This window comes from Streptomyces sp. GbtcB7 (genome assembly GCF_019091445.1).
In the GTDB taxonomy this organism is placed as follows: Bacteria; Actinomycetota; Actinomycetes; order Streptomycetales; family Streptomycetaceae; genus Streptomyces; species Streptomyces mirabilis.
In genome coordinates, this window is record NZ_JAGXJM010000021.1 from 50455 (window position 1) to 73625 (window position 23171).

Annotated in this window: 24 protein-coding genes; 16 read left to right on the forward strand and 8 right to left on the reverse strand. The window is 71.6% G+C overall.

The features are described 5' to 3' along the window. The first annotated feature begins 23 nt into the window (after positions 1-23). From KVT44_RS30860 to KVT44_RS30890, 7 genes are all read left to right on the forward strand, one after another. Positions 24-1574: an AMP-binding protein gene (locus tag KVT44_RS30860; RefSeq protein ID WP_217570249.1), complete on the forward strand. Its 1551-nt coding sequence runs from the start codon at positions 24-26 to the stop codon at positions 1572-1574. Positions 1575-1609: 35 nt separating this feature from the next. After that, positions 1610-2788, forward strand: a complete 1179-nt coding sequence (locus KVT44_RS30865; protein ID WP_099924674.1) for an amidohydrolase family protein — start codon at positions 1610-1612, stop codon at positions 2786-2788. Further along, a complete protein-coding gene (locus KVT44_RS30870) occupies positions 2785-4212 on the forward strand; it encodes a FadD3 family acyl-CoA ligase (RefSeq protein ID WP_217570251.1) in 1428 nt (475 codons plus the stop codon). Before KVT44_RS30865 ends, KVT44_RS30870 begins: the two co-directional genes overlap by 4 nt. Continuing rightward, the gene (locus KVT44_RS30875; protein ID WP_254650103.1) at positions 4209-5837 is read left to right on the forward strand and encodes a methylmalonyl-CoA mutase family protein; all 1629 of its coding nucleotides are present in this window, start codon (positions 4209-4211) and stop codon (positions 5835-5837) included. Before KVT44_RS30870 ends, KVT44_RS30875 begins: the two co-directional genes overlap by 4 nt. Beyond that, the gene (locus KVT44_RS30880) at positions 5837-6250 is read left to right on the forward strand and encodes a cobalamin B12-binding domain-containing protein (protein ID WP_217570253.1); all 414 of its coding nucleotides are present in this window, start codon (positions 5837-5839) and stop codon (positions 6248-6250) included. The genes KVT44_RS30875 and KVT44_RS30880 overlap by 1 nt, the downstream gene beginning before the upstream one ends. Positions 6251-6367: 117 nt before the next feature. After that, positions 6368-7309: an LLM class F420-dependent oxidoreductase gene (locus tag KVT44_RS30885; protein ID WP_302832127.1), complete on the forward strand. Its 942-nt coding sequence runs from the start codon at positions 6368-6370 to the stop codon at positions 7307-7309. Then, positions 7306-8358, forward strand: a complete 1053-nt coding sequence (locus KVT44_RS30890; protein WP_217570257.1) for a CaiB/BaiF CoA-transferase family protein — start codon at positions 7306-7308, stop codon at positions 8356-8358. Before KVT44_RS30885 ends, KVT44_RS30890 begins: the two co-directional genes overlap by 4 nt. Positions 8359-8425: 67 nt before the next feature. On the opposite strand, the gene KVT44_RS30895 is transcribed toward KVT44_RS30890, so the two are convergent. Both KVT44_RS30895 and KVT44_RS30900 read right to left on the reverse strand, forming a co-directional pair. Continuing rightward, positions 8426-9190, reverse strand: coding sequence for an SDR family NAD(P)-dependent oxidoreductase (locus KVT44_RS30895; protein ID WP_308314159.1), 765 nt, complete (start codon positions 9188-9190; stop codon positions 8426-8428). Further along, complete coding sequence (locus KVT44_RS30900; RefSeq protein ID WP_217570259.1) at positions 9187-9948, reverse strand: SDR family NAD(P)-dependent oxidoreductase; 762 nt, start codon at positions 9946-9948, stop codon at positions 9187-9189. Before KVT44_RS30900 ends, KVT44_RS30895 begins: the two co-directional genes overlap by 4 nt. A 54-nt stretch (positions 9949-10002) precedes the next feature. Between KVT44_RS30900 and KVT44_RS30905 the strand changes: the two genes are divergently transcribed. Both KVT44_RS30905 and KVT44_RS30910 read left to right on the forward strand, forming a co-directional pair. After that, entirely contained in the window at positions 10003-11430 is a 1428-nt protein-coding gene (locus KVT44_RS30905; RefSeq protein ID WP_254650105.1) for a class I adenylate-forming enzyme family protein, read from the forward strand. Continuing rightward, a complete protein-coding gene (locus KVT44_RS30910) occupies positions 11423-12574 on the forward strand; it encodes a thiolase family protein (RefSeq protein WP_217570261.1) in 1152 nt (383 codons plus the stop codon). The genes KVT44_RS30905 and KVT44_RS30910 overlap by 8 nt, the downstream gene beginning before the upstream one ends. 95 nt (positions 12575-12669) lie before the next feature. Here KVT44_RS30910 and KVT44_RS30915 read toward each other — a convergent pair whose 3' ends face one another. After that, positions 12670-13482: an acyl-CoA thioesterase domain-containing protein gene (locus KVT44_RS30915; protein WP_217570263.1), complete on the reverse strand. Its 813-nt coding sequence runs from the start codon at positions 13480-13482 to the stop codon at positions 12670-12672. Between the two features lie 85 nt (positions 13483-13567). Then, positions 13568-14572 carry a TIGR03617 family F420-dependent LLM class oxidoreductase gene (locus tag KVT44_RS30920; protein ID WP_217570265.1) on the reverse strand — a complete coding sequence of 335 codons (1005 nt, stop codon included), beginning with the start codon at positions 14570-14572 and terminating at the stop codon, positions 13568-13570. A gap of 101 nt (positions 14573-14673) precedes the next feature. Between KVT44_RS30920 and KVT44_RS30925 the strand changes: the two genes are divergently transcribed. Beyond that, positions 14674-15480, forward strand: a complete 807-nt coding sequence (locus tag KVT44_RS30925; RefSeq protein ID WP_217570267.1) for an enoyl-CoA hydratase — start codon at positions 14674-14676, stop codon at positions 15478-15480. A gap of 151 nt (positions 15481-15631) precedes the next feature. Here KVT44_RS30925 and KVT44_RS30930 read toward each other — a convergent pair whose 3' ends face one another. From KVT44_RS30930 to KVT44_RS30945, 4 genes are all read right to left on the reverse strand, one after another. Further along, complete coding sequence (locus KVT44_RS30930; protein WP_217570269.1) at positions 15632-16414, reverse strand: acyl-CoA dehydrogenase family protein; 783 nt, start codon at positions 16412-16414, stop codon at positions 15632-15634. A gap of 6 nt (positions 16415-16420) precedes the next feature. Continuing rightward, positions 16421-17521, reverse strand: a complete 1101-nt coding sequence (locus tag KVT44_RS30935) for an acyl-CoA dehydrogenase family protein (protein WP_217570271.1) — start codon at positions 17519-17521, stop codon at positions 16421-16423. Beyond that, positions 17518-17949, reverse strand: a complete 432-nt coding sequence (locus tag KVT44_RS30940) for a nuclear transport factor 2 family protein (RefSeq protein WP_254650106.1) — start codon at positions 17947-17949, stop codon at positions 17518-17520. The genes KVT44_RS30935 and KVT44_RS30940 overlap by 4 nt, the downstream gene beginning before the upstream one ends. A gap of 119 nt (positions 17950-18068) precedes the next feature. Next, positions 18069-18539, reverse strand: a complete 471-nt coding sequence (locus tag KVT44_RS30945) for a pyridoxamine 5'-phosphate oxidase family protein (protein WP_099924688.1) — start codon at positions 18537-18539, stop codon at positions 18069-18071. A gap of 155 nt (positions 18540-18694) precedes the next feature. On the opposite strand from KVT44_RS30945, the gene KVT44_RS30950 reads away from it, so the two are divergent. From KVT44_RS30950 to KVT44_RS30975, 6 genes are read left to right on the forward strand one after another with little or no spacing between them, the layout of a single operon-like run. Further along, positions 18695-18928, forward strand: a complete 234-nt coding sequence (locus tag KVT44_RS30950; RefSeq protein WP_217570273.1) for a hypothetical protein — start codon at positions 18695-18697, stop codon at positions 18926-18928. 13 nt (positions 18929-18941) lie between these two features. Then, on the forward strand, positions 18942-21059 hold the full coding sequence (locus KVT44_RS30955; protein ID WP_217570275.1) for an ABC transporter permease: 2118 nt from the start codon (positions 18942-18944) through the stop codon (positions 21057-21059). Continuing rightward, positions 21040-21750: an ABC transporter ATP-binding protein gene (locus KVT44_RS30960; RefSeq protein ID WP_217570277.1), complete on the forward strand. Its 711-nt coding sequence runs from the start codon at positions 21040-21042 to the stop codon at positions 21748-21750. Before KVT44_RS30955 ends, KVT44_RS30960 begins: the two co-directional genes overlap by 20 nt. Continuing rightward, positions 21747-22454 carry an ABC transporter ATP-binding protein gene (locus KVT44_RS30965; RefSeq protein ID WP_217570279.1) on the forward strand — a complete coding sequence of 236 codons (708 nt, stop codon included), beginning with the start codon at positions 21747-21749 and terminating at the stop codon, positions 22452-22454. Before KVT44_RS30960 ends, KVT44_RS30965 begins: the two co-directional genes overlap by 4 nt. Beyond that, on the forward strand, positions 22451-22834 hold the full coding sequence (locus KVT44_RS30970) for a hypothetical protein (protein WP_217570281.1): 384 nt from the start codon (positions 22451-22453) through the stop codon (positions 22832-22834). Before KVT44_RS30965 ends, KVT44_RS30970 begins: the two co-directional genes overlap by 4 nt. Further along, entirely contained in the window at positions 22800-23117 is a 318-nt protein-coding gene (locus KVT44_RS30975; protein WP_217570283.1) for a hypothetical protein, read from the forward strand. The genes KVT44_RS30970 and KVT44_RS30975 overlap by 35 nt, the downstream gene beginning before the upstream one ends. The last annotated feature ends 54 nt before the right edge of the window (positions 23118-23171 follow it).

A 23171-nucleotide genomic window follows, 5' to 3' on the forward strand; every position in this document is an offset into this window, starting at 1 on the left:
GCACCGAGGAGGGAGCTCTCGCCATGCGGACCGCCATGCGAACGATGCCCGCCGAGCTGATCGAGCGGTATGAAGCGGAGGGCTGGTGGACTCGGGAGACGATCGGGGACCTGCTGGCGTACGGCCTCGACGCCGCCCCCGATGTCGAGTTCCGGGTGCACTCGGCCGTCCGGCCCTGGGAGGGGACCTTCGCCGACGTCGAACGGACGGCCCGCAGGCTCGCCGCGGGGCTGCGCGCCCGAGGAGTCGGCCCCGGTGACGTCATCGCCTTCCAACTGCCCAACTGGATGGAAGCCGCCGCGGTGTTCTGGGCCTCGGCCTTCCTCGGGGCGGTCGTGGTGCCCATCGTCCACTTCTACGGGCGCAAGGAGGTCGGCTACATCCTCGACGCCGTCGCGCCCCGCGTCTTCGTCACGGCCGAGCGCTTCGGCCGGATGGAACACCAGCCGGACCTGTCGGCCGCGGTGCCCGTCGTCGGCGTCGTGGGGCGGGACTTCGACGACCTGCTCGCCGACGAGCCGCTGCCCGGTGTCCTCGCGACGGACCCGGCCGCGCCCGCGCTGATCGCGTTCACCTCCGGGACCACCCGCGACCCCAAGGGTGTCGTCCACTCCCATCAGACACTGGGCTTCGAGACGCGTCAGCTCGCCGGGCTCTACCCGCCCGACCGGGGCCGTCAGCTCACCGCGGCCCCGGTCGGGCACTTCATCGGGATGGTGAACTCCTTCCTGATCCCCGTCCTCGACGGCTCGCCGGTGAACCTCGCCGACGTCTGGGACCCCGGGCGGGTGCTGGAGTTGATGGAGAGCGACGGACTCACCGTGGGCGGCGGGGCGGCGTACTTCATGACGAGCCTGCTCGACCACCCCGACTTCAGCCCCCGGCACCTGGCCGCCATGAAGTACGCCGGTCTCGGCGGGGCGGCGGTCCCGGTCGCGGTCACCACCCGCCTCACGGAACTCGGCATGACGGTCTTCCGCTCGTACGGCAGCACGGAACACCCCTCGATCACCGGCTCCCGGTACACCGCTCCCGAGGCCAAGCGGCTCCACACGGACGGCGACGCCCTGCCCGGCACGGAGATCCGGCTGGCCGAGGACGGCGAGATCCTCAGCCGCGGACCCGACCTGTGTCTCGGGTACACCGATCCGGCCCTGACCGAGCGCGCCTTCGACGGCGAGGGCTGGTACCGCACCGGTGACATCGGGGTGATCGACGAGGACGGCTACCTCACCATCACCGACCGCAAGGCCGACATCATCATCCGCGGCGGCGAGAACATCGGCGCCCTGGAGGTCGAGGAGGCGCTGCTCGCCCTGCCGGCCGTGGCCGAGGCCGCCGTGGTGGCCGCCCCCGACGCCCGCCTCGGCGAACACGCGGCGGCGGTCCTGCGGCTGAGGCCCGGTCACCCCGCGCCCACGCTCGACGAGATGTGCGCCCACCTCGAACGGGCGGGCCTGGCCCGGCAGAAGTGGCCGGAGGAGCTGCATGTCGTGCCGGAGTTCCCGCGGACGGCGAGCGGCAAGGTGCAGAAGTTCGTTCTCCGTCGGGACATTGCCGCACGAGCAACTTGAGAATAGGATTCTCGTAATCAGCGAAGGAGGATCTCATGCCGTCGCGCGTGTTGCCGTATCCGTTGTTCGACGCCGACAACCACCTGTACGAGACGGAGGATGCGCTCACCCGGTACCTGCCGAAGCAGTACGAGGGCGCCATCCAGTACGTGCAGGTGAAGGGTCGGACGAAGATCGCGATCCGTGGTCGGATCAGCGACTACATCCCCAACCCGACGTTCTCGGTGGTCGCCCGGCCGGGGGCGTGGGAGCAGTACTTCCGGGAGGGCAATCCGGAGGGCAAGTCGCACCGTGAGCTGTTCGGTGAGCCGATGAAGTCGATTCCCGCGTTCCGTGAGCCGGGTCCGCGTCTGGAGCTCATGGACGAGATGGGGATCCAGCAGGCGCTGAACTTCCCGACTCTGGCCAGCCTCATCGAGGAGCGGATGCGGGACGACCCGGAGCTCATCCACGCGGTCGTCCACTCTCTCAACGAGTGGCTGTACGACACCTGGAAGTTCAACTACAAGGACCGGATCTTCACCACGCCCGTGATCAGCCTGCCGATCCTGGACAAGGCGATCGCCGAGCTGGAGTGGTGCCTGGAGCGCGGCGCGCGCTCGATCCTGGTCCGGCCCGCCCCGGTCCCCGGATTCGGCGGCTCGCGGTCCTTCGCGCTGCCGGAGTTCGACCCCTTCTGGAAGCGGGTCGAGGAGGCGGGGGTGCTGGTGTCGATGCACTCCTCCGACAGCGGCTACTCCCGCTACTCCAGCGACTGGGAGGGCAGGAGCCAGGAGATGACGCCGTTCCAGGCGCAGACCTTCCGGATGCTGGGCGAATGGCGGCCGGTCACCGACTCCGTGGCCTCCTGGGTCTGCCATGGAGCGCTGTTCCGGTTCCCCGAGCTCAAGGTCTCGGTCATCGAGAACGGATCCTCCTGGCTGGTGCCGCTCCTCGACCAGCTGGCCGACGTCTACAAGAAGCAGCCGCAGGGCTTCCTGGGCGACCCGGTCGAAGAGGTCAAGAACCGGATCCACATCAGCCCGTTCTGGGAGGAGGACATGGCCGAGCTGGCCGGGATCATCGGCGTGGAGCGGGTGCTGTTCGGCTCCGACTACCCCCACCCCGAGGGCCTGGCCGACCCGGTCACCTACATCGACGCGATCCAGGGCATGAAGGAGGCCGACCAGGCCATGATCATGGGCGGCAACCTGGCCCGGTTGATCGGCGTATGAAAGGGGAGACCATCCCGCGGATGGTGCTGAGCGCGGCCGACCGCTTCGGTGACGCGGAAGCGGTCGTGGACGGTCGACTCCGGCTCACCTTCAAGGAGTTGGCCGATCGCGTGCGCACCGCCGCGGGGGCGTTCGCGGCGGCCGGCGTCGGCAGGGGCGACCGGGCGGCCATCTGGGCGCCCAACTCCGCCGAGTGGATCATCGCGGCCTTCGGGCTGCTGACCGCCGGCGGCGTCCTGGTCCCGGTCAACACCCGGTTCAAGGCGGACGAGGCGGGCGACATCATCCGCCGCAGCGGAGCCAAGGTCGTCCTCGTCGAGAAGGGCTTCCTCGGTCTGGACTTCGAGGTGCCGTCCGGCGTGCCCGTGTTCGACATCAAGTCGGACTTCCTCGCGAGCGGTTCGCCCTACGAGGCCGAGGTGAGCGGCGACGACGTGTGCGACATCGTGTTCACCTCGGGGACCACCGGGCGGCCCAAGGGTGTGCTGATGACACACGCCCAGACGCTCCGGCTGTACGCGGAGTGGTGCGACCTGGCGGACCTCAGGGAGGGCGACCGCTATCTGATCGTCAACCCGTTCTTCCACATCTTCGGCTACAAGGCGGGCTGCATCACGTCCCTGATCCGGGGCGCGACCATCCTCCCGGTGCCGGTCTTCGACGTGGACAGGGTCCTCGAACTCGTCGAGCGCGAGAAGGTGACGGTCCTGCCGGGCCCGCCCACCCTCTACCACTCACTGCTGGCCGCACAGGGCGGCCACGACCTGTCCTCGCTGCGGGTCGCCGTCACCGGAGCCGCCGACATCCCGGTCGACCTCGTCCGCAGGATCGTCACCGACCTGCCCTTCCGCACCGTCATGACGGGCTACGGCCTGACCGAGGCGGGCACGGCCACGGCCTCGCGCCCCGGCGACTCCTTCGAGGACATCGCGACGACGGTCGGAACCCCCTGCGACGGCGTCGAGATCCGGATCGCGGACGACGGAGAGGTCCTGGTGCGCGGGTACAGCGTCATGCGCGGCTACCTCGACGACCCGGCCGCCACCGCCGAGGCGATCGACCCGGACGGCTGGCTGCACACCGGGGACCTCGGGACGCTCGACGACCGGGGCCGGCTGCGGATCGTCGGCCGCAAGAAGGACATGTTCATCGTGGGCGGCTTCAACGCCTACCCGGCCGAGATCGAGGGCTTCCTGATGGAGCATCCGGCCGTCGCCCAGGCCGCCGTGATCGGCGTACCGGACGAGCGGCTCGGCCAGGTGGGCAAGGCCTTCGTGGTCCCTCGCGGGTCCCTCGCGGCGGGCGAGCTGATCGCCTGGAGCCGGGAGCGGATGGCCGGGTTCAAGGTGCCCAGGTATGTGGAGTTCCTCGAAGACCTGCCGCTGAACGCCACCGGCAAGGTGATGAAGGACCAATTGCGATGACGTCTGAAGCGAAGCCGCCGGAGAAGAGTTCCGTGAAGCCGCCGGAGAAGGAGGACTTCTCCCACACGGCCTCCGGGATTCCCCTCAAGGCGGTCTACGGGCCCGCGGACCGGCCGGTCGAGCCACCCGCGCCGGGGCGCTTCCCCTTCACCCGCGGCAACTACTCCTCCGGCTACCGAGGGCGGCTGTGGACGTTGCGCCAGTACTCCGGCTTCGGCACCGCCGAGGAGTCCAACCGGCGCTACCGCTACCTCCTCGAACAGGGCGGCACCGGACTGTCCGTGGCGCTCGACCTGCCCACCCAGTGCGGCTACGACTCCGACGATCCGGAGGTGAGCGAGGAGGTCGGCCGGGTCGGCGTCGCCCTCGACACGCTCGCCGACGCCGAGGTGCTCTTCGAGGACATCCCCCTCGACCGGATCAGCACCAGCTTCACCATCAACGGCACGGCGGCGATCCTGCTGGCGTTCTACGTGGCCGCCGCCGAGCGGGGCGGAGTACCCCGGGCGAAGCTCACCGGGACGATCCAGAACGACATCCTCAAGGAGTACGCCTCCCGGGGCACCTGGATCTGGCCGCCCGAGCCGTCGCTGCGGCTGATCGCCGACACCATCGAGTTCTGCGCGGCCGAGGTGCCGCGGTTCAACGCGATCTCGGTGGCCGGCGCGCACTTCCGCGACGCCGGCGCCAACGCCGTGCAGGAGATGGCGTTCACGCTCGCCGACGGCGTCACCTACTGCGACACGGTGCTGGCGCGCGGCCGGATGACGATCGACCGGTTCGCCCCGCAGATCTCCTTCTTCTTCTACACCCACGGCGACTTCTTCGAGGAGATCGCCAAGTACCGCGCGGGTCGCAGACGTTGGGCGACGATCGTCCGCGAGCGGTACGGGGCGAGCACCGACAAGGCGTCGATGTTCCGCTTCGGCTGTGTGGCCGGTGGGGCCTCCCTGTACGCGCCGCAGGCGCAGAACAACACGGTCCGTGTGGCGTACGAGGCGATGGCCTCGGTGCTGGGCGGCGTGCAGTCGATGTTCACGGCGGCGTGGGACGAGCCGTTCGCGCTGCCCAGCGAGGAGTCGGCGACGCTCGCCCTGCGCACCCAGCAGATCCTCGCCCACGAGACCGGCGTCGCCCGGGTCGCGGACCCGCTCGGCGGCTCGTACTTCGTGGAAGCACTCACGGACGCCACCGAGGAACGCATCGTCGAGATCATGGCGGACCTGGAACACCACGGGGGGATGGTCCGGGCGATCGAGGACGGCTACCTCCAGGGCCTCATCGCCGACGAGGCCTACCGCCTCCACCAGGACGTCGAGGCGGGCACCCGGCCGGTCGTCGGCGTCAACCGCTTCGCCACGCCCGAGCCGCCGCCCCAGTTGGAGACGTACGAGCTCGACGGAGAAGGCCGCGACCGGCAGTTGAAGCGGCTCGCCGACGTGAAGGCCACCCGCGACGCCGCGGCCGTACGGGACCGCCTCGCCGCCCTCGCCCGCGGCGCCGAGGGCACCGACAACCTCATGCCCCTGCTCATCGACTGCGCCAAGGCCTACTGCACGGTCGGCGAGATGGTCGCCGCCCTCAAGGCGGTCTGGGGCGAGTTCCGGCAACCGGTGGTGTTCTGATGTCGTCCCGTGTGCTCATCGCCAAACCCGGTCTGGACGGCCACGACCGGGGGGCCAAGATCGTCGCGCGGACGCTGCGCGACGCCGGGTTCGAGGTCGTCTTCACCGGCATCCGCCAGCGCGTCGACACCATCGTGGCGACCGCGCTCCAGGAGGACGTGGCCGTGGTCGGCCTCAGCATCCTCTCCGGTGCGCACCTGGCGCTGACGACGCGGGTCGTGGAGGGGCTGCGGGCCGCCGGGGCCGAGGACATCGCCGTCGTCGTGGGCGGCACCATCCCCCTGGCCGACGTGCCCCGCATGAAGGCGGCGGGTGCGGCGGCGGTCTTCCCCACCGGAACACCCCTCGACGCCATCGTGGCGCAGATGCGCGCCCTGACGGCGGTCGTCCCCGCCTTGCCCGCGACCCCCTGACCCGCCGCTGCCGGGTGACGCGGGAGGCCGGTCACTCGAAGCATCGGAACCTCGAAACAACGGAACCCCGAAGCCCCGAAACCTCGAAAACTGGGAGGCACTGTGCGGGTCGGTGTGATGATCGGGCCGGAGCGTGGGGACTCCGCGCGCAAGGTCGCGCGGATGATCGACGACGTGACCTGGGCGGAGCGGGCGGGCCTCGACACCGCCTGGGTGCCCCAGATCCCCACGGACTTCGACGCGTTGACGGCCGTGGCCCTGATGGGCGCGCGGACCGAGCGGATCGAGATCGGGACCGCGGTCGTACCGCTCCAGACACAGCACCCGATCGCCCTCGCGCGCCAGGCGCTGTCCGCGCAGGGTGCCGCGGGCGGGCGGCTCGCCCTGGGCCTAGGACCCTCCCACCACTGGATCGTCCAGGACATGCTCGGACTGCCCTACGAGCGGCCCGCCGCCTTCACCCGTGACTATCTGGAGGTCCTGGACGCGGCGCTGCACGGACCGGGCCCGGTCGACGTCGAGAACGGCACGTTCACCGTGCACAACCCGCTCGACCTCGCACCCGTGGCCCCCCTTCCGGTGCTGCTCGCCGCGCTCGGCCCGGTCATGCTGGCACTCGCGGGCGAGCGGGCGGACGGGACCGTCCTGTGGATGGCCGACGAACGCGCGGTCGCCGACCACGTCGTACCCCGTATCACCAAGGCGGCGGACGGCGCGGGGCGTCCGGCGCCGCGGATCGTCGCGGGCATCCCGGTGTGTCTGTGCCGGCCCGCCGAGGTCGACGCGGCGCGCGAGCGGGCCAACCGGATCCTCGGGGAGGCCGAGATCTCGCCCAATTATCAGCGGCTGCTTGACTACGGCGACGCCCGGGACATCGGCGACCTGTGCGCGGCCGGTGACGAGACGGCCATCGCGGCCCGCTTCCGGCGCTTCGACGACGCCGGGGTCACCGATCTGTCGGTACGGCTGCTGCCGATCGGCGAGAGCCGCGAGGAACTGATCGCCTCCAAGCGCCGGACCCGCGAGGTGCTCGCCGGGATCGCGGCGGACTTCCGATGACCACCGGCCCCGCGACCCCCGGGCCGCTGGCCGGCATCCGCGTCCTGGAGGTCGGCCACATGCTGGCCGGCCCCTACGCCACGATGATGCTCGCCGACCTCGGCGCCGAGGTCATCAAGATCGAGCCGCCGGGCGGGGACATCTCCCGGCAGGTCAGCGACGCGTACTTCGCCAGCCTCAACCGGGGCAAGCGCAGTGTCCGCTTCGACCTGACCACGTCGAGCGGTCAGGAACGACTCGGTGAACTCGCCGCGGACGCCCACGCGTTGCTGGTCAACCTCAAACCGTCGGCGATCCACCGGCTCGGCCTCACCTACGAGGCTCTGAAGAAGTGGAACGAACGGATCGTCTGTGTCGCGCTCACCGGCTTCGGCCTGGACGCGGGCGACGACCCTGCCTTCGACTACGTCGTCCAGGCGGCCACCGGCGTCGCCGCGCTGACCGGCGACCCGGCAGGGCCGCCGACCCTGCCCGGCTACTCCTCGGCCGACAACTCCTCCGGCCTCACCGCGGCACTGGGTCTGCTCGCGCAGATCGTCTCGGGCCGCGGCGGGCAGGTCGAGGTGTCGCTGCGGGACGTGATGCTCTCCCAGCTCAACTACCGGGCGTCCGCCTACCTCAACGAGGGAGTCGAGCCGCGCCGTCTGCCGCTGGGCGCGCACTCCTACTACGTACCGGCGCAGCTCTTCCCCACGGCGGACGGCCACTTGGCCCTGTTCATCACCCACGACAGCTTCTGGAAGTCCTTCGCCGCGGAGGCGGGCATCGAGGGCTTCCCGGCGATGGCCGAACGGGCGGCGCGTCGCGAGGAGGTGCTCGACGTGGTGACGAAGGCCCTGGCGAGCGACACCGCGACCGCCTGGGAGACACGCCTGCGTCCCCTGGGCGTACCCGCGGCGGCCGTACGGACGTTGCCGCAGGCGCTGGCGGCGACACCGGAGGCGATCGTGACGGCCGGGGACTTCCGCCTCGTACGCGGTCCCGTGCGGGTGGCCGGGTACGAGCCCGCGTACGGACCCCCGCCCCGCCTGGGCGAGCACGGCTCGTAGCGCGTGGGCCGTTCGCAGCGGACACGCGAAGGGGTCCCGGGAGTTCGACTCCCGGGACCCCTTCCGTTCACCCCGGCATCGACTCCGACTTCTGGACCGTGCCGGTGATACCGCCTGCGTCCTGGCCGGCCAGGCGTACCGCGGCGTGGGCCATCGCCTCCGGGGGTTCGATCATCTCCGGTGGGATCTCGCGTCCGCCGCCCCCGGCCTGCCAGCCCTCGGTGACGACGACACGCGACGGGGCCAGGCAGTTGACCGCGATGTTGTCGGACTTGAGGGCGGCGGCGAGCCCGAGATAGAGGCGCTCGACGCCCGCCTTGGAGACCCAGTACGCGTTGGCGCCCCTGTCGGTCATGCCGACCCCGTTGGTGGTCACCGCCACCAGCGAGCCTCCGCCGCGCGCCCTGATGTGGGGGATGACGGCCTTGGTGACGAGGAAGACCCCGGTGAGATTGACGTCCAGGCACAGCTGCCAGCGCTTGAGCGGCGTGGACTCGACCGGGCCGAGCCACATGACCCCGGCGTTGGCGATCAGGATGTCGATCCCGCCGAACTCCGCGACGGTCGCGGCCACGGCGGCCTCGACTGACGCCTCGGAGGTCACGTCGCACGCGACCGCGAGGGCGCGGCCACCCGCCGACGTGATCCGCTCGGCGACGGCGTGGATCGTGCCGGGTATCCGGCCCTCCTCCTCGGAGCGCGCGGCGACCGCGACCGCGGCTCCGGCCTCCGCGAGTCCCCGGGCGATGTTGCGGCCGATGCCCCGGCTCGCCCCGGCGACGAACGCCACCTTCCCCTTCAGCCCGCCGCTCATGTCCGGTCGGCCGTTCACTTCGGCGGGAAGCGGAGGGCGCCGTCGAGGCGGATGACCTCGCCGTTGAGGTAGTCGTTCGCGCAGATGTGTTCCACGAGAGCCGCGTACTCGGGGGAGCGGCCCATGCGCTTGGGATGCGGGACCTTGGGCCCCCAGTAGGCCTCCAGTTGGTCGCCCGCCGCGCCGTAGGCCGGGGTGAGGAAGGTGCCCGGCGCGATCGTGACGACCCGGATGCCGAGCGGCGAGAGGTCGCGCGCGGCGACGAGGGTCATGCCGACCACCCCGCCCTTGGCGGCGGCGTACGGGATCTGCCCGATCTGCCCCTCGTACGCCGCGATCGACGCGGTGTTGACGATGACGCCCCGGTCGCCGTCGACCGCCTCCTGTCGTGCGATGGCCGCGGCCGCCAGGCGCATGACGTTGAAGACGGCCGTGAGGTAGAAGTCGATGGTCTTCCGGAAGCCCGCGAGGTCCAGGGGTTCGCCGTCCTTGCCGACGAGCCGGCCGCCACTGGCCGGGCCACCGTGCGCGTCCACCGAGATCCTGAGCGGTCCCGCCGCCTCGGCCTCGGCCATCGCCGCCTTGACGTCGTTCTCGTCCGTGGCGTCGGTCCGTACGTAACGGACCCCCAACTCCGATTCGAGCGCCTTGCCCTTCTCGTCGGCGAGGTCGGCCACGACCACCTTCGCTCCTGCCGCGTGGAGGCGACGGACGGTGGCCTCGCCCAGGCCCCCCGCCCCACCGACCACGACCGCGGAACTCCCACTGATCTGCATCAAGGTTATCCTCTCTTGCAAGCAGGGCTCTGTGTATATGAGAATAGCATTCTCATGAATATCACCATGATCCTTGAGATGGCGGCTTCGGCCGGCGATCGGGCGGTGATAACGGCGGGCGGCCGTTCGCTGACCGCCGCCGAACTGCTGCGCCGCGCCCATGCAGCCGCCCACCGCTTCCGGGGCCGTCAGGCCGTCGTCCATCTCGGCACCAACCAACTCGCCTATCCCGTCGCTCTGTTCGGAGCCGCTCTGGCGGGCGTTCCCTTCGTCCCGGTCAACTACCGGCTGGGCGAGCAGCAGTTGAATGCTCTGCTGGCCCGTCATCCCGGCGCCGTGGTCCTGCGCCCCGCAGGCCTCGACGCCCTCCTCGACGAGCGGCCGGACGTGGAGTTCCTGGACCCGCCGCAGGACCAGGACTCCGTCGCCGTGCTGCTCTACACCAGCGGCACGACCGCCGAGCCCAAGGCGGCCGTGCTCCGGCACCGCCATCTGCTCGCCTACGTGCTGAACACCCAGGAGTTCGCGTCGGCCGAGGAGGACGACGCGTCGCTGGTGGCGGTACCGCCGTACCACGTCGCGGGACTCATGAACCTGCTGACGAACCTCTACTCCGGCCGCCGGATCGTGTACCTGCCGGCCTTCGAACCACGGCAGTGGCTGGAGACCGTACGCGGGGAGCGGATCACCCACGCCCTCGTGGTCCCCACCATGCTCGCCCGGATCGTCGCCGAGGTGCCCGGCGACGACGCCGGGACGCCCCTGCTGCGCAGCCTCGCCTACGGCGGTGCGCGCACCCCGGGGCCCATCGTGGAACGGGCGTTGCGCATCTTCCCGCAGACCGGCTTCGTCAACGCCTACGGCCTGACCGAGACCGCCTCCTCCATCGCCGTCCTCGGCCCCGACGACCACTGGCAGGCGTCCGTGTCGGACGACCCCGCGGTTCGCGACCGCCTCGGCTCGGTGGGCCGGGCGCTGCCCGGAATCGAGATCCAGATCCGCACGGACGACCACAAGCCGGCCCCGGCGGGGGAGACCGGGCTGGTCTTCGTACGGGGGGAGCAGATCTCCGGCGAGTACGGCGGCCGCAGCGCCCTGGACGCCGAGGGCTGGTTCGCCACCCGGGACCGCGGACGGCTCGACGCCGAGGGCTACCTCTTCATCGAGGGGCGCGCCGACGACACCATCATCCGTGGCGGCGAGAACATCGCCCCGGCCGAGATCGAGGACGTACTCCTCGCCCACCCCGGCATCGTCGAGGCGGCCGTCGTCGGGCTGCCCGACCCCGAGTGGGGGCAGCGGATCGTCGCCATCGTCGTCGGCGCGGGCGACCCGGCCGAGATCCGGCAGTGGGTCAAGGACCGGCTCCGCTCGTCCAAGACGCCGGACGCCATCGTGTTCCGAGCCGAACTCCCCAAGACCGAGACCGGAAAAGTGCTGCGCCGCACCCTCCTGGCCGAGTTGGAGACCACCCATGCCTGAAGCAGTCATCGCGTCCGCCCTGCGCACCCCCATCGGCACCGCCGTCAAGGGCACCCTGCGCGACACGACCGCGTTCGACCTGGCCCACCACATCGTCACCGCGGCGGCCGAAGGCCTCGACCCGGCCCTCATCGACGACGTGATCCTCGGCGAGGGCCTCTACGGCGGCGGCGTCCTGGCCCGGCACGCCGCGGTCACCGCGGGGCTCATCTCGGTCGCGGGGCTGGCCAACAACCGGCACTGCGCGGCGGGCATGGCCGCCGTCCAGAGCGCCGCCGCGAGCGTGATGGCGGGCATGGATGGACTCGTCATCGCCGGCGGCGTCAACTCGGCCTCCACCTCCCCGAAGGCGCTCTTCCGGGTCAACGGCGAGTGGGAACCCTGGATGTCGCCCACCCACCCCGACCGTCCCGACGCCCCCAACAAGGACATGTCGATCACGGTGGGCTGGAACACCGCCGTCGCGGTGGGCCTCACGCGCGCCGAGCTGGACGCCTGGGCACTGCGCTCGCACCGCAACGCCGTGGCGGCCATCGACGAGGGCCGCTTCAAGGAGGAGATCGTCCCGATCGAGACCCCGCACGGGCTGTTCTCCGTCGACGAGCACCCGCGCCGGGACACCAGCGCCGAGAAACTGGCCAAGCTGAAGCCGCTGCACCCGGAGATCGACGGGTTCAGCATCACGGCGGGCAACGCGGGCGGTGCGAACGACGCCGCGGTCGCTCTGGTCGTCGCGAGCGAGGCGACGGCGGCCCGCGAGGGGCTGACGGCCCTCGCCACCGTACGGTCCTGGGCGTCCGTCGGCGTCGACCCCGCCGAGATGGGCCTGGCCCCGGTGAAGGCGATCCCCAAGGCCCTGGCCCGCGCGGGCCTGTCGATCGCCGACGTCGACCTGTTCGAGATCAACGAGGCGTTCGCCTCGGTGCCCGTCGCCGCCGTCCGGCTGCTCGAACTCGACCCGGACACGGTGAACTTCAGCGGCAGCGGCTGCTCCCTCGGCCACCCGGTCGCCGCCACCGGGGCCCGCATGCTGGTCACGCTCGTCCACGAACTGCGCAGGCGCGGCGGTGGCATCGGGGTGGCCGCCCTGTGCGCGGGCGGCGGTATGGGGTCGGCGACGGTCATCGAGGTCCCGGCTCCCTGACCTGCCGGCGCGCAGGCCCGGCGCAGGGCGCGTTCCCGTGCCGGGCCGGGGCGCCCCACTGATCGGCACCCCGGACGAACCCCGCCGTCGGTGGATCAGTTCCGGAAGCGGAGCAGCGCCTCCTGGGCGTACGAGGCGACGAGAGCGCCGTTTTCGGTCAGGACGTCCCCCCGGCCGAAGCAGCGGCCGTGGGCGAGGATCGGGCTGTGCTGGTGCAGCAGCAGCCAGCCCTCGGTGCGCAGCGGCCGGTGGAACCAGAGGCTGTGCGAGGTGACGGCGGAGGTGAACACCGTGCGCGAGTCCCGCTGGGAGATCCCGTCGAGGCGGCGCACGGCGGTGCCGATGAGCGTCAGGTCGGTGGCGTAGGCGATGAGCGCCGGGGCGAGTTCGGGGGCGACCTCCGGCGTGCGCATCCACAGGTCGTACTCGGGCGGCTCCGCCTTCGGGGACTCCAGGTCGGTGATCGACCGGGTCGTCCAGGGGATGAGGCCGAGGTCCACGTCGTGCTCCGCGCCGGGCACGGAGGGGACCTTGACGTCGCTCTGCTGGTCGAGTCCGTCCTCCTCGGCGTGCAGGGACGCCGAGGCGGTGGCGATGACGCCCGGCGTCTGCCGGGCGACGATCGTCAGTGTCGCGAAGGTGCCGCCCTCGCGATGGCGCGTCACTTCGTAGCGCACGGGTTCGTCGGTCAGGCCCTCGCGCGGGAACTGGGCGTGCAGGGACTTGACGGCCTTGTCCGGGCAGGTGAGAGCGGCGGCCCGGACGAACTGGGCGAGCAGCTGCCCGCCGAACAGCCGGTGATAGCTGAGGTGTTGGTTGGATCCCTCGAAGCCCGTGTCGGGCTCGGGCGCCGAGGGGTCGGGGCGCAGCTCCAGGCAGGTGAGCAGGTCGTTCCAGAGGTCGGTCACAGGCACTCCCGGTGCGGTTCGGTGGGATGCGAGGGGATGACAGGGGATGCGATGGGTTGTGGTGCGGCGTGGTTCAGCGCGTGGTTCAGCAGGCGCGCAGACGCGCGACGAGGTCCATGGCGGCTTCACGGTCCAGGCTCGGCGGAGGGGTGAACGAGAGACGGGTCAGCAGCCCGCCGAAGCGTTCCGCGACCCGTGCGGGCAGCTCGTCCGCGGGGGCGACGATCGCGAACGCGTCCACCATCTCGTCCGTGATCAGCCCCGCCATGTCCTGCCAGCGCCCCGCCTTCGACAGCGCGGTCAGCTCCTCGCTCGCGCCGTCCCATCCGTGCAGTGCGAAGACGCCCCGGTACGCCGGTGTGGAGGCGTAGAAGGCGATACGGCCGCGGAGCACCGGGAGGGTCGTTTCGATCTCCTTGTCGGTGCCCGTGACGAGGAACGGGGTGCCCAGCACCTCGAAGTCGTCGAGGGAAGCGCCGGCGCGTGCGCGCCCCTCGCGCAGGGCGGGCAGCGTCCGTTCGCGGATCCAGCGGGCGGTGGTGTAGCCGTGGCAGAGGAAGCCGTCCGCGACCTCACCCGCGACCCGGGTCATCAGGTCGCCGACGCCGGCGAGCAGCACGCGCGGCGGACCGAAGTCGTGCGGGGGCGGGACGAAGTCCGGGGGCATCAGGGTGTGGCGGTAGTACTCGCCCTGGAAGTCCAGGGGGGTGCCGTCGTGCCACGCCGACCAGATCGACCGCAGGGCGAGGACGTACTCGCGCAGCTGCGCGGCCGGTCTGCCCCACGGCATGGAGAAGCGGCGTACGACATGGGCCTTCACCTGGGAGCCGAGACCGAGCACGAACCGGCCGCGGCTGTGCCGTTGGAGGTCGTCGGCGGTGTGGGCGAGGGTCATCGGGGAGCGGGCGAGCGCCACCGCGATGGACGTGCCCAGGGTGATGCGTCCGGTCGCCCCGGCGGCGACGGCCAGGGGGAGGAAGGGGTCCTGATTGACCTCTCCGGCCCACGCGGCGTCGTAGCCGTGCTCCTCGAGGGTGCGGGCCCGTTCCGCGGCGTCCGACAACCCGCGGAACGTACCGTCGATTTTCATGTGACGATAGTAAGGTATGCACATTCTGAGAACGAGGTTCTTACGGCTGTGAGGTCGCGTCGGCTGTGAGGTTCTTTCGGGTGGAGGGTGGAGGTGGCGTTTTGGCCGGGCGGGAGCCTGTTGTCCTTGTCGACGTCGAGGAGCGGATCGCGACGGTGACGCTCAACCGGCCCGAGGCGCGCAACGCGCTGAGCCGGGAGGCCACCTTCGCGCTGTGGGACGCGGTCACGGCCGCGGGCAAGGCCCTCGATGTCGATGCCGTGATCCTGACCGGCGCGGATCCCGCGTTCTGCGCCGGGGTCGACCTCAAGGAGGTGTCGGGGGAGTCGCCGCCGACCGCGGTCCCCCGGGCGCCCGGTCAAGGACCGGAGCGCGACGCCAACGGGCTCTTCCGCTTCCTGCCGGTGATCGGCAAGCCCGTCATCGGGGCGGTCAACGGCGTCGCGGTGACGGGCGGGCTCGAAGTGGCCCTGCAGTGCACGTTCCTGGTGGCGTCGCGGCGCGCCCGGTTCGCCGACACCCACGCCCGGCTCGGCATCATGCCGGGCGGCGGCGCGACCGTACTCCTCGCCCAGGCCGTCGGGCACCGGCGGGCCGTCGAGATGTCGCTCACCGGCAACTTCCTGACCGCCGAGGAGGCGCTCGGCCTCGGACTGGTCAACCACGTCGTCCCGCACGAGGAGTTGCTGCCCTTCACCCGTGGGCTGGCCGCCGACATCGTGAACAACGACCAGCGCGGTGTCCGCCGGTTGCTGCGGCACTACCGCCAGATCGCGGGCGCGGCCACCCTCGACGAGGCGCACCTGATCGAGGGGTACATGGCCGAGACCTGGCAGCCGGGGACGAGTGAGGTCGCCGCCCGGCGCGTCGACGTCACCGCGCGGGGACGGACGCGGGCCCGGTCCTGACGTCCTGGTGCGTGGCGTCGAGATCGGCGAGGGCGTCCTCGCCTGGCGCGGCATCCCCTACGCGGCCCCGCCCGTGGGCCCGTCACGTGGTGGACCCTGGACGACATCGCGGGTGAGAGGCGGAGCTGAACGACGACTTCGCGGGCCCGCGTCACAGCTGTACGAGTCGCGGAGCCGAGCGGCCCTCGCGTATCAGCGCGCCGGCCTCCCGAGTCAACTCCCGTGCGCTGCCCAGCAGTCCGTCCAGTACGAGGGTGCGCCGGACGTGCCGGTGCAGGTCGTGCTCGGCGGTGAAGCCGATCCCGCCGAGGACCTGCTGACAGTGCCGGGCGGCCGTGAGCGCCGCCTGTCCGGCCGCCGCCTTGGCGAGCAGGCAGCCGAGGTCGTCCTCGGCGGCCAGGAGGGTCGACTCGGCGCCGTCGAGCGCGACAAGGGTCTCGGCGAGCCGGTGCCGTACGGCCTGGAAGGAGGCCAGGGGACGGCCGAACTGGGTCCGGTCGAGCACGTGCGAGCGGGCGAGCGCGAGCATCGCCCGGCCGGTGCCCAGGAGCCACCAGCCGAGCGCCCGGCGTCCCGCGGCGAGCGGGACGGGATCCCCGGCCGCGACGGTCCGCAGCGGCAGCTCGCCGTCCAGCGCGTCGCCCGCCTCGTCCGTGCGCCCCCACACGACCCACGCGCCGCCCGTGTACGGCAGGGGCAGTGTGCCCCCGACGGCACGTCCCGCCGCGTGCAGCAGGACGTCGTTGAGCAGCGGCGCGTGCGCGCCGGTCTCGCCGAGCAGCCCGAAGGTGAGCGGGACCGCCACGTCCGGCACTTCCGTCAGCAGGTCGGACCAGCCGAGGTCGGCCAGGGCCGTGTCGAGGGCGCGGCCCGACGCCGCTGTCATCGTCTTGCGGAGCGTCTGCGCGAACAGGTCCCGCTCGGCGGCATCCATCGTGTGTCAGTCCCTTCCCAGGTCCAGCAGCCGACGGGCGATGATGTTGCGCTGGATCTCGGCGGTGCCGCCGTAGATGGTCGCCGCCCGCGAGTACAGGTACTCCTCGCGCCACGGCGTGTCCGTCAGCTCCAGCACGCCGGGGAGCAGGTCCCGGGCGGTGTCGAAGAGTTGCTGCTCGGCGGTGGCCAGCAGCACCTTGTCGACGGAGGTCTCCGGGCCGAGTCGGGCGCCCGCCGCGAGGCGCCGCTGGGTGCCGTGGGAGCGGCAACGCACGGTGTGCAGTGCCAGATAGGCGGCGCCGAGGGCCAGGTCGTCGCTCGTGTCGTCCGGTTCGGTCCTCTCCACGAGCAGCCGGTCGAGCCGGGTGTAGAGGTGGGCGACGCGGTGCCAGAAGCAGGTGGAGCGCTCGTGCGGGAGCAGGTCCATCGCGAGTCGCCAGCCGTCGCCGGGGCGGCCGAGCATCCGGTCGGCGGGGACGACCACGTCGTCGAAGAACACCTCGGCGAACTCGTCCACGCCGTGCATCGTGCGCAACGGCCGCACGGTGATGCCGGGGGTGTCCATGTCGACGAAGAACGCGGTGATCCCGTCGTGGCCCGGCGCGGTGCGGGTGAGCAGGACACAACGCGCCGCGTACTGCGCGAGGCTCGTCCACACCTTCTGGCCCGTCACCACCCAGTCCCCGCCTCGGGGGACGGCCCGGGTGGTGAGGGAGGCGAGGTCGCTGCCCGAGCCGGGTTCGGAGAAGCCCTGGCACCACTGCTCCCGGCCGCCGAGCAGCAGCGGGACCATCTCTGCCGCCAGCTCCGGACGGGCGTACGAGATCATCGTCGGGGCGAGCACCTCGATCATCGAGTAGATGCCGGGCTCGGCCAGGCCCCGGGAGGCGACCTCCTCGCCGAGCACGGCCCGCAGCACGGCGGGCCCGCCGAGGCCCCCCACCTCGGTGGGCCAGCCGTACCGCATCCAGTCCGCCTCGTAGAGCGCGCGCCGGACCCTGGCCAGCTGCGCGACCTGGCCGTCGAGGGAGTGATCGGGCCCGGGGGAGAGGTCGTTCCGGTCGAGCCAGTGGCCCAGACCCGACCGGAACTCCGTGACGTTCACGCGCCCGGGCGTTCGAAGGCGTGCGGGCGGCCCGAGTCGTGCGCCCCGCTGCGGCGGATGAACGTCATCGCCCGCGTCCGCAGCCGCCAGCCGTCGGCGGTCCGCAGATAGGTGTCGTTGTAGTAGCCGATCCGCATGGCGTGGGTGGCGTGGTCGATGAAGCACAGCGGCTGGGTGCCGGTCGCGGTGTTCCCGTCCGCCTCCCCGGGCCCGGGCGGCTCGATCACGGCCGTACCCACCAGGAACAGACCCTTGGGCGCGGCGGCGACCAGGGCCGGGAACTCGTCGAGGCCGTAGGTGTCCCCGAAGGCGCTGTAGGTGCCGTCGGGGGTGAAGACCGCGAGCACCCCGTCGATGTCGCCCCGGGTCATGTGGACCGCGTAGCGGCCCAGCAGCTGCTGAATCTCCATCAGGTCGTCAGTGGACAAGGACCTTTCCGCCCTTCGGTGAGAATATCATTCTCAATTCACGAGTGGCAGGTTTCCATGTGTGGGTCATGGCGTCAACGGTCATGGCGTCAACGGTCATGGCGTCACTGGTCATGGCGTCAACGGTCGCGGCGGAGCTTCGCGAAGTCCCAGCTCACGACCTTCTCCGCGGTGAGCCGAAGCCAGCCGTGCTTCCCGTCGTACCGGAACGCGCCGCCGCCCATGTACTTGTCCGCGAAGAGCTGTTCGGGGCGCACGAGCTCGTCCAGGGGATCTCCCTTGCGGGGTGCCTCGCCGACGACCTCGACGCCGCCTCGTAGTTCGACGCCGCGCAGCGCCATGAAGTCCGTGCCCCCGTCGTCGACGATCACGCTGAGCCGGGGATCCCGGTCCAGATCGGTCCAGCGCTGGCTGCGTACCAGCGAGTTGAGCCACAGCGTGGATCCGTCCCACACGAACCACAGGGCGCTGACATGGGGATCTCCGTCCCGTCCGACGGTCGCGACCCGGCACAGCGGCTGGGTTCGCAGGAAGGTGTCCCGCTCGGGGTCGGTCATGGCGATCGCGGTTCCCCTGCGTTGTCCGCTCATCGTCTCTCCTGCCTTTGTGTGAATGGTTGATTCTCTCTTAGTGAGAAGCTAGTTTCCACGAATAGAGAGGAGGAGAACCACCTCGCGCTCAAGGTGGCCGGGGCGATCACCTGTTCCCGCCGGCCGCTCGGGGACAGCACCGAGGAGGAGACCCCTTGAACCAGCCCACACCCTTCGCCGCCCTGGGGGCGGTCGCCAAGTACGCCTTGCAGCAGATGGCACCGCCGCCGCTGCGGCCCTTTCAGGCCTGGTTGACGTTCGCCACGTCCGCCGCGCCCTGCGAGGACGCGGCCCTCTGCTCGTGCGCCGGTGCCAGTGCCAGTGCCACCGCCTCCCGGTCGACCGGCCGCCGAGACCATTCGTCCTCGCCGGCCCCGGCGAGAGTGTGAGTGACGGCCCGTCATGGAGCAGTTCCTCACCTTCGGGATCGTCGGCCTGAGCACCGCCGCGATCTACGCGGTCATCGGCAGCGGACTGGTGCTCACCTACACGACGACCGGCGTCTTCAACTTCGCGCACGGCGCGGCGGGCATGCTGTCGGCCTTCACCTACTGGCAGCTCACCGGCGGCTGGGGCTGGCCGGTACCGGTGGCGCTGGCCGTGGTCCTGCTCGTCCTCGCCCCGGCCTTCGGCCTGTTCGTCGAGAAGGTCGTCCTCCGGCCCGTCCAGGCGCTGGGCGAGGCCGAACGGCTGGTCATGACGGTGGCGCTGCTGAGCGGCCTCATCGCCGTCGCCCGCTGGATCTGGGACCCCAACGTGCCGCGCACGCTGCCCACGTTCTTCGCCGACCGGAAGCCCCTCCACATCGGCTCGGCCGTGGTCACCTGGCACCAGGCCCTCACCATGACCGTCGCGGTGCTGGTCGCGGTCGGCCTGCGGATCCTGCTCTACCGCACCCGCCCCGGCGCCGAGATGCGGGCGACCGTCGACGACCGCGCCCTGGTCGGGCTGACGGGAGCCCATCCCGTACGGGCCAACAAGACCGCCTGGATCCTCGGCACCCAACTCGCCGCGATCGGCGGCATCCTCATCGCGCCGACCGTCACCCTCGACGCCGCCCAGCTCTCGCTGCTGATCGTCAGCGCCTACACCGCGGCCATCTTCGGCCGACTCCGCAGCGTGCCCCTGACCTTCGTCGGCGCGATCGTGGTCGGCTGCATGGAGAGCTATCTGACCGGCTATCTCCCGCAGAACGCCTACCTGCCCGGCCTCAGACTGGCCGCCCCCGCGCTACTGCTGTTCGTGGCCCTGCTGGCGTTCCCGCACCGACGACTGCGCGGCCGGGACCGCAAGCTGCGCCCGGTGCCGGTTCCGACGGCCCGCGGCACCGCTGTGTTCGCCGTCTGCGTCGTCGCTTTCGGCGCGGTACTGGCCTCGGTCCTCGGCGAGGCCGACCTCATCACCTACGGCGCCATCTTCTCGCTCGGCGTGGTGGCCCTGTCGTACGTACCCCTGGCCGGGTACGCCGGACAGATCTCGCTCTGCCAGCTGAGCATGGCCGGGATCGGGGCCGTCGTCTGGGCCCACCTGGGCGCGCACGGGGAGTTCTGGGCCCTCGGGGCCGCGATCCTGGTCTCCGCGGTGGCCGGCGCCGTCGTCGCGCTGCCCGCACTGCGGCTGTCCGGGGTGTACCTGGCGCTCGGGACCGCCGCCTTCGCGGTCGTCCTGGACCGGTGGATCTTCACCCTGCCGTCCTTCCACCTGTTCGGGATGCGGATCGCCCTCTTCGACCAGGGCTCGGTGGACGTGGCCGGACCCCGGCTCTTCGGCCTAGAACTGGACACCGCGGCGAAGCAGTTGGTGTTTGCGGCCGTCTGCCTCGCGCTCGCCTCACTGGTCGTGGCGGCCGTGCGCCGGGGCCGGTTCGGACGGCGGCTGATCGCGCTGCGCGACAGCGAGGCCGCCTACGCGACCCTAGGCGGCAGCCTGCTGCGGGCCAAGGTCCTGGTGTTCGCGCTCTCCTCGGGCATCGCCGGGCTCGGCGGCGCACTGTACGGAATGCAACAACGGTCGATCACCGCCGACCAGTTCAACCTGGTGGCGGGACTGCCGATCTTCCTCGTCGCGGTGGTCGGCGGCCTCGGCGCGGTGGGCAACGGACTGTTCGCCGGGACCGCCTACATCGGCCCGACGAACGCGCTGGTCGCCGTGGCGCCCTGGGCGCAGAACCTCGTCGCCCTGCTGCCCGGCCTCGCCGGCCTCGGACTCGGCCACAACCCCGACGGCATCGTGGTCCGCTTCCGCCGCGAGTGGGAGCCGCTCGGCCGGGACCGGATCGCCCTGCCCGGCCTGCTCTGCGTGCTCGCCCTGCTGTGGGTCCTGCGGCTCGGCGACCTGATCAACGGCTGGACGTTCCTGGGCTGTTCGGTGGCCGCGGGGGTGGCGCTGCGAATCTGGGCGACGGCCCGGCGGACCGCCGCACCGACCGAACCGGAGATCCCCGTCGAGTGGTGGGGACTGCGGCGCGCCTGGCGCCCCGAGGACAGGGAGGTGCTCGCCCGTGGCCTCGCTGCGGATTAGCGGAGTGACCGTCGCCTTCGGCGGCAACCGGGCTCTGGACGGCGTCGCCCTGAGCGCCGAACCGGGCCGCGTGACCGGACTCATCGGCCCCAACGGAGCAGGCAAGAGCACCCTGTTCGACGTCGCCTCCGGACTGCGCAGGCCCTCCTCCGGACAGGTCTTCCTCGACGGACAGGACGTCACCCGGACCAGCCCCGCGGGCCGCGCCCGGCGCGGACTCGCCCGCACCTTCCAGCGGCTGGAGCTCTTCGGCCGCCTCACCGTCCGCGACAACCTCCTCGTCGCGGCCGAACTAGGTCCCGACCGGCGCCGGGCGCACCACGCCGTCACCGAGACCCTCACCAGGCTCGGCCTGACCGATCTCGCCGACAGCCCGCCCGACGCACTGCCCACCGGAGTCGGCCGGCTGGTCGAGGTCGGCCGCGCGATGGTCATCCGGCCCAAGGTGCTCCTCCTCGACGAACCCGCCGCAGGACAGGACAGCGAGGAGACCGAACGGTTCGCCGCGCTGCTGCGCTCGCTGACCGACGACGGCACGGCCGTGGTCCTCGTCGAACACGACATGAGCCTCGTCATGGGCGTGTGCGACGAGGTGTACGTACTCGATCTCGGCAAGGTCATCGCGTCCGGCCCGCCCGAGGTGATCCGGAACGACGAGACCGTCCTGGCGGCCTACCTGGGGGACGCGTGAGCGCCATTCTCGAACTGAGCGGCGTCCGTGCCGCCTACGACCGGATCACGGTCCTGCACGGCGTCGACCTCCAGGTCGCCGCCGGGCAGGTGGTGGCACTGCTGGGCCCGAACGGGGCGGGCAAGACCACCACCCTGCGCGTCGCCTCCGGAGTCCACCCCCTCGAATCCGGCCGTCTGCGGCTGGGCGGCCGGGACATGACCAGAGCCGACCCCCGCGACCTGGCCCGCGCCGGGGTCTGTCTGATCCCCGAGGGCCGCGGCGTGTTCCCCAACCTGTCCGTCCGCGACAACCTCCTGATGATGACCTTCACCGGCCGCAGCCGCGCGGAGATCGAGGAGATCGCCTTCCAGCGCTTCCCGATCCTCCACCGCCGCGCCTCGCAGGCGGCCGGCACCCTCTCCGGCGGCGAGCAGCAGATGCTCGCCCTCGCCCGCGGCCTCGCCACCGATCCCGCCGTCCTGCTGCTCGACGAACTCTCCATGGGACTCGCCCCGTTGATCGTGGGCCGGCTCTACGAACAGGTCGCCGAGATCGCCCGGCAGGGCGTGGCCGTCCTGGTGGTGGAGCAGTTCGCGGCCGCCGTCCTCGACATCGCCGACCACGCGGCCGTCCTCGTACGTGGCCGGGTCCAACGGCAGGGCCACCCCGACGGCGGGCTGCGCGCCGAACTGTCCGCCCTCTACCTGGGGAGTTCCGCATGACCACCACCGAGCCGCGCGCGGACCGCTTCGTCCGAGAACTGGCGGTACTGAAGATCCCCGACCCGGCCGCCGCCCGGGCCACCCTCTGGCTGCGCCTCGGAGTCCTGCTGATGGTGGGCGGCCTGGGGCTCGGCGTTTCGGGCTACCTGGTGTCCCACAACACCGTCGACCCGCTCGTCCAGGGCGACGGACTCGCGCTCGGACTGGGCGGCATCTCCGCGACCGTGGTGGGCTCCGCGCTCTTCCTGCGGTACTCGCTGACCGGCTTCCTGCGGTTCTGGATGGCCCGACAGTCCTACGACATCAACCTGCTCGCCGATCGCCTGCTCGAAAGGGACATCCACCATGACCCCACCGGTAACGACGCCGCGCCCCGGTGACCAGCTCGCCAGCGCCGTCTGCAGCACGCGGGTGGTCGTCGTCCGCGCCCCCGCCGGCGGCTCGGTCCAGCTCTCCTGCGGAGGCAGTCCGATGGTCCCCGCGACCGCCGCGAAGCCGGCGCCCGGCGGCGCGGCCGAGGCCGTCACCCTCATCGGCAAGCGGTACGTGGACGCCGACGGGGCCCTCGAAGTGCTCTGCACCTCCTCCGGCACCGGCGAACTGAGCTGCGACGGCGTCCTGATGACCGTCAAGGCGGCCAAGCCGCTGCCCGCCTCCGACTAGCCGTACGCCCCTCCACCCCCACCCGAGCCGCCTGCCTCCCCCTTCCGGAAGGGA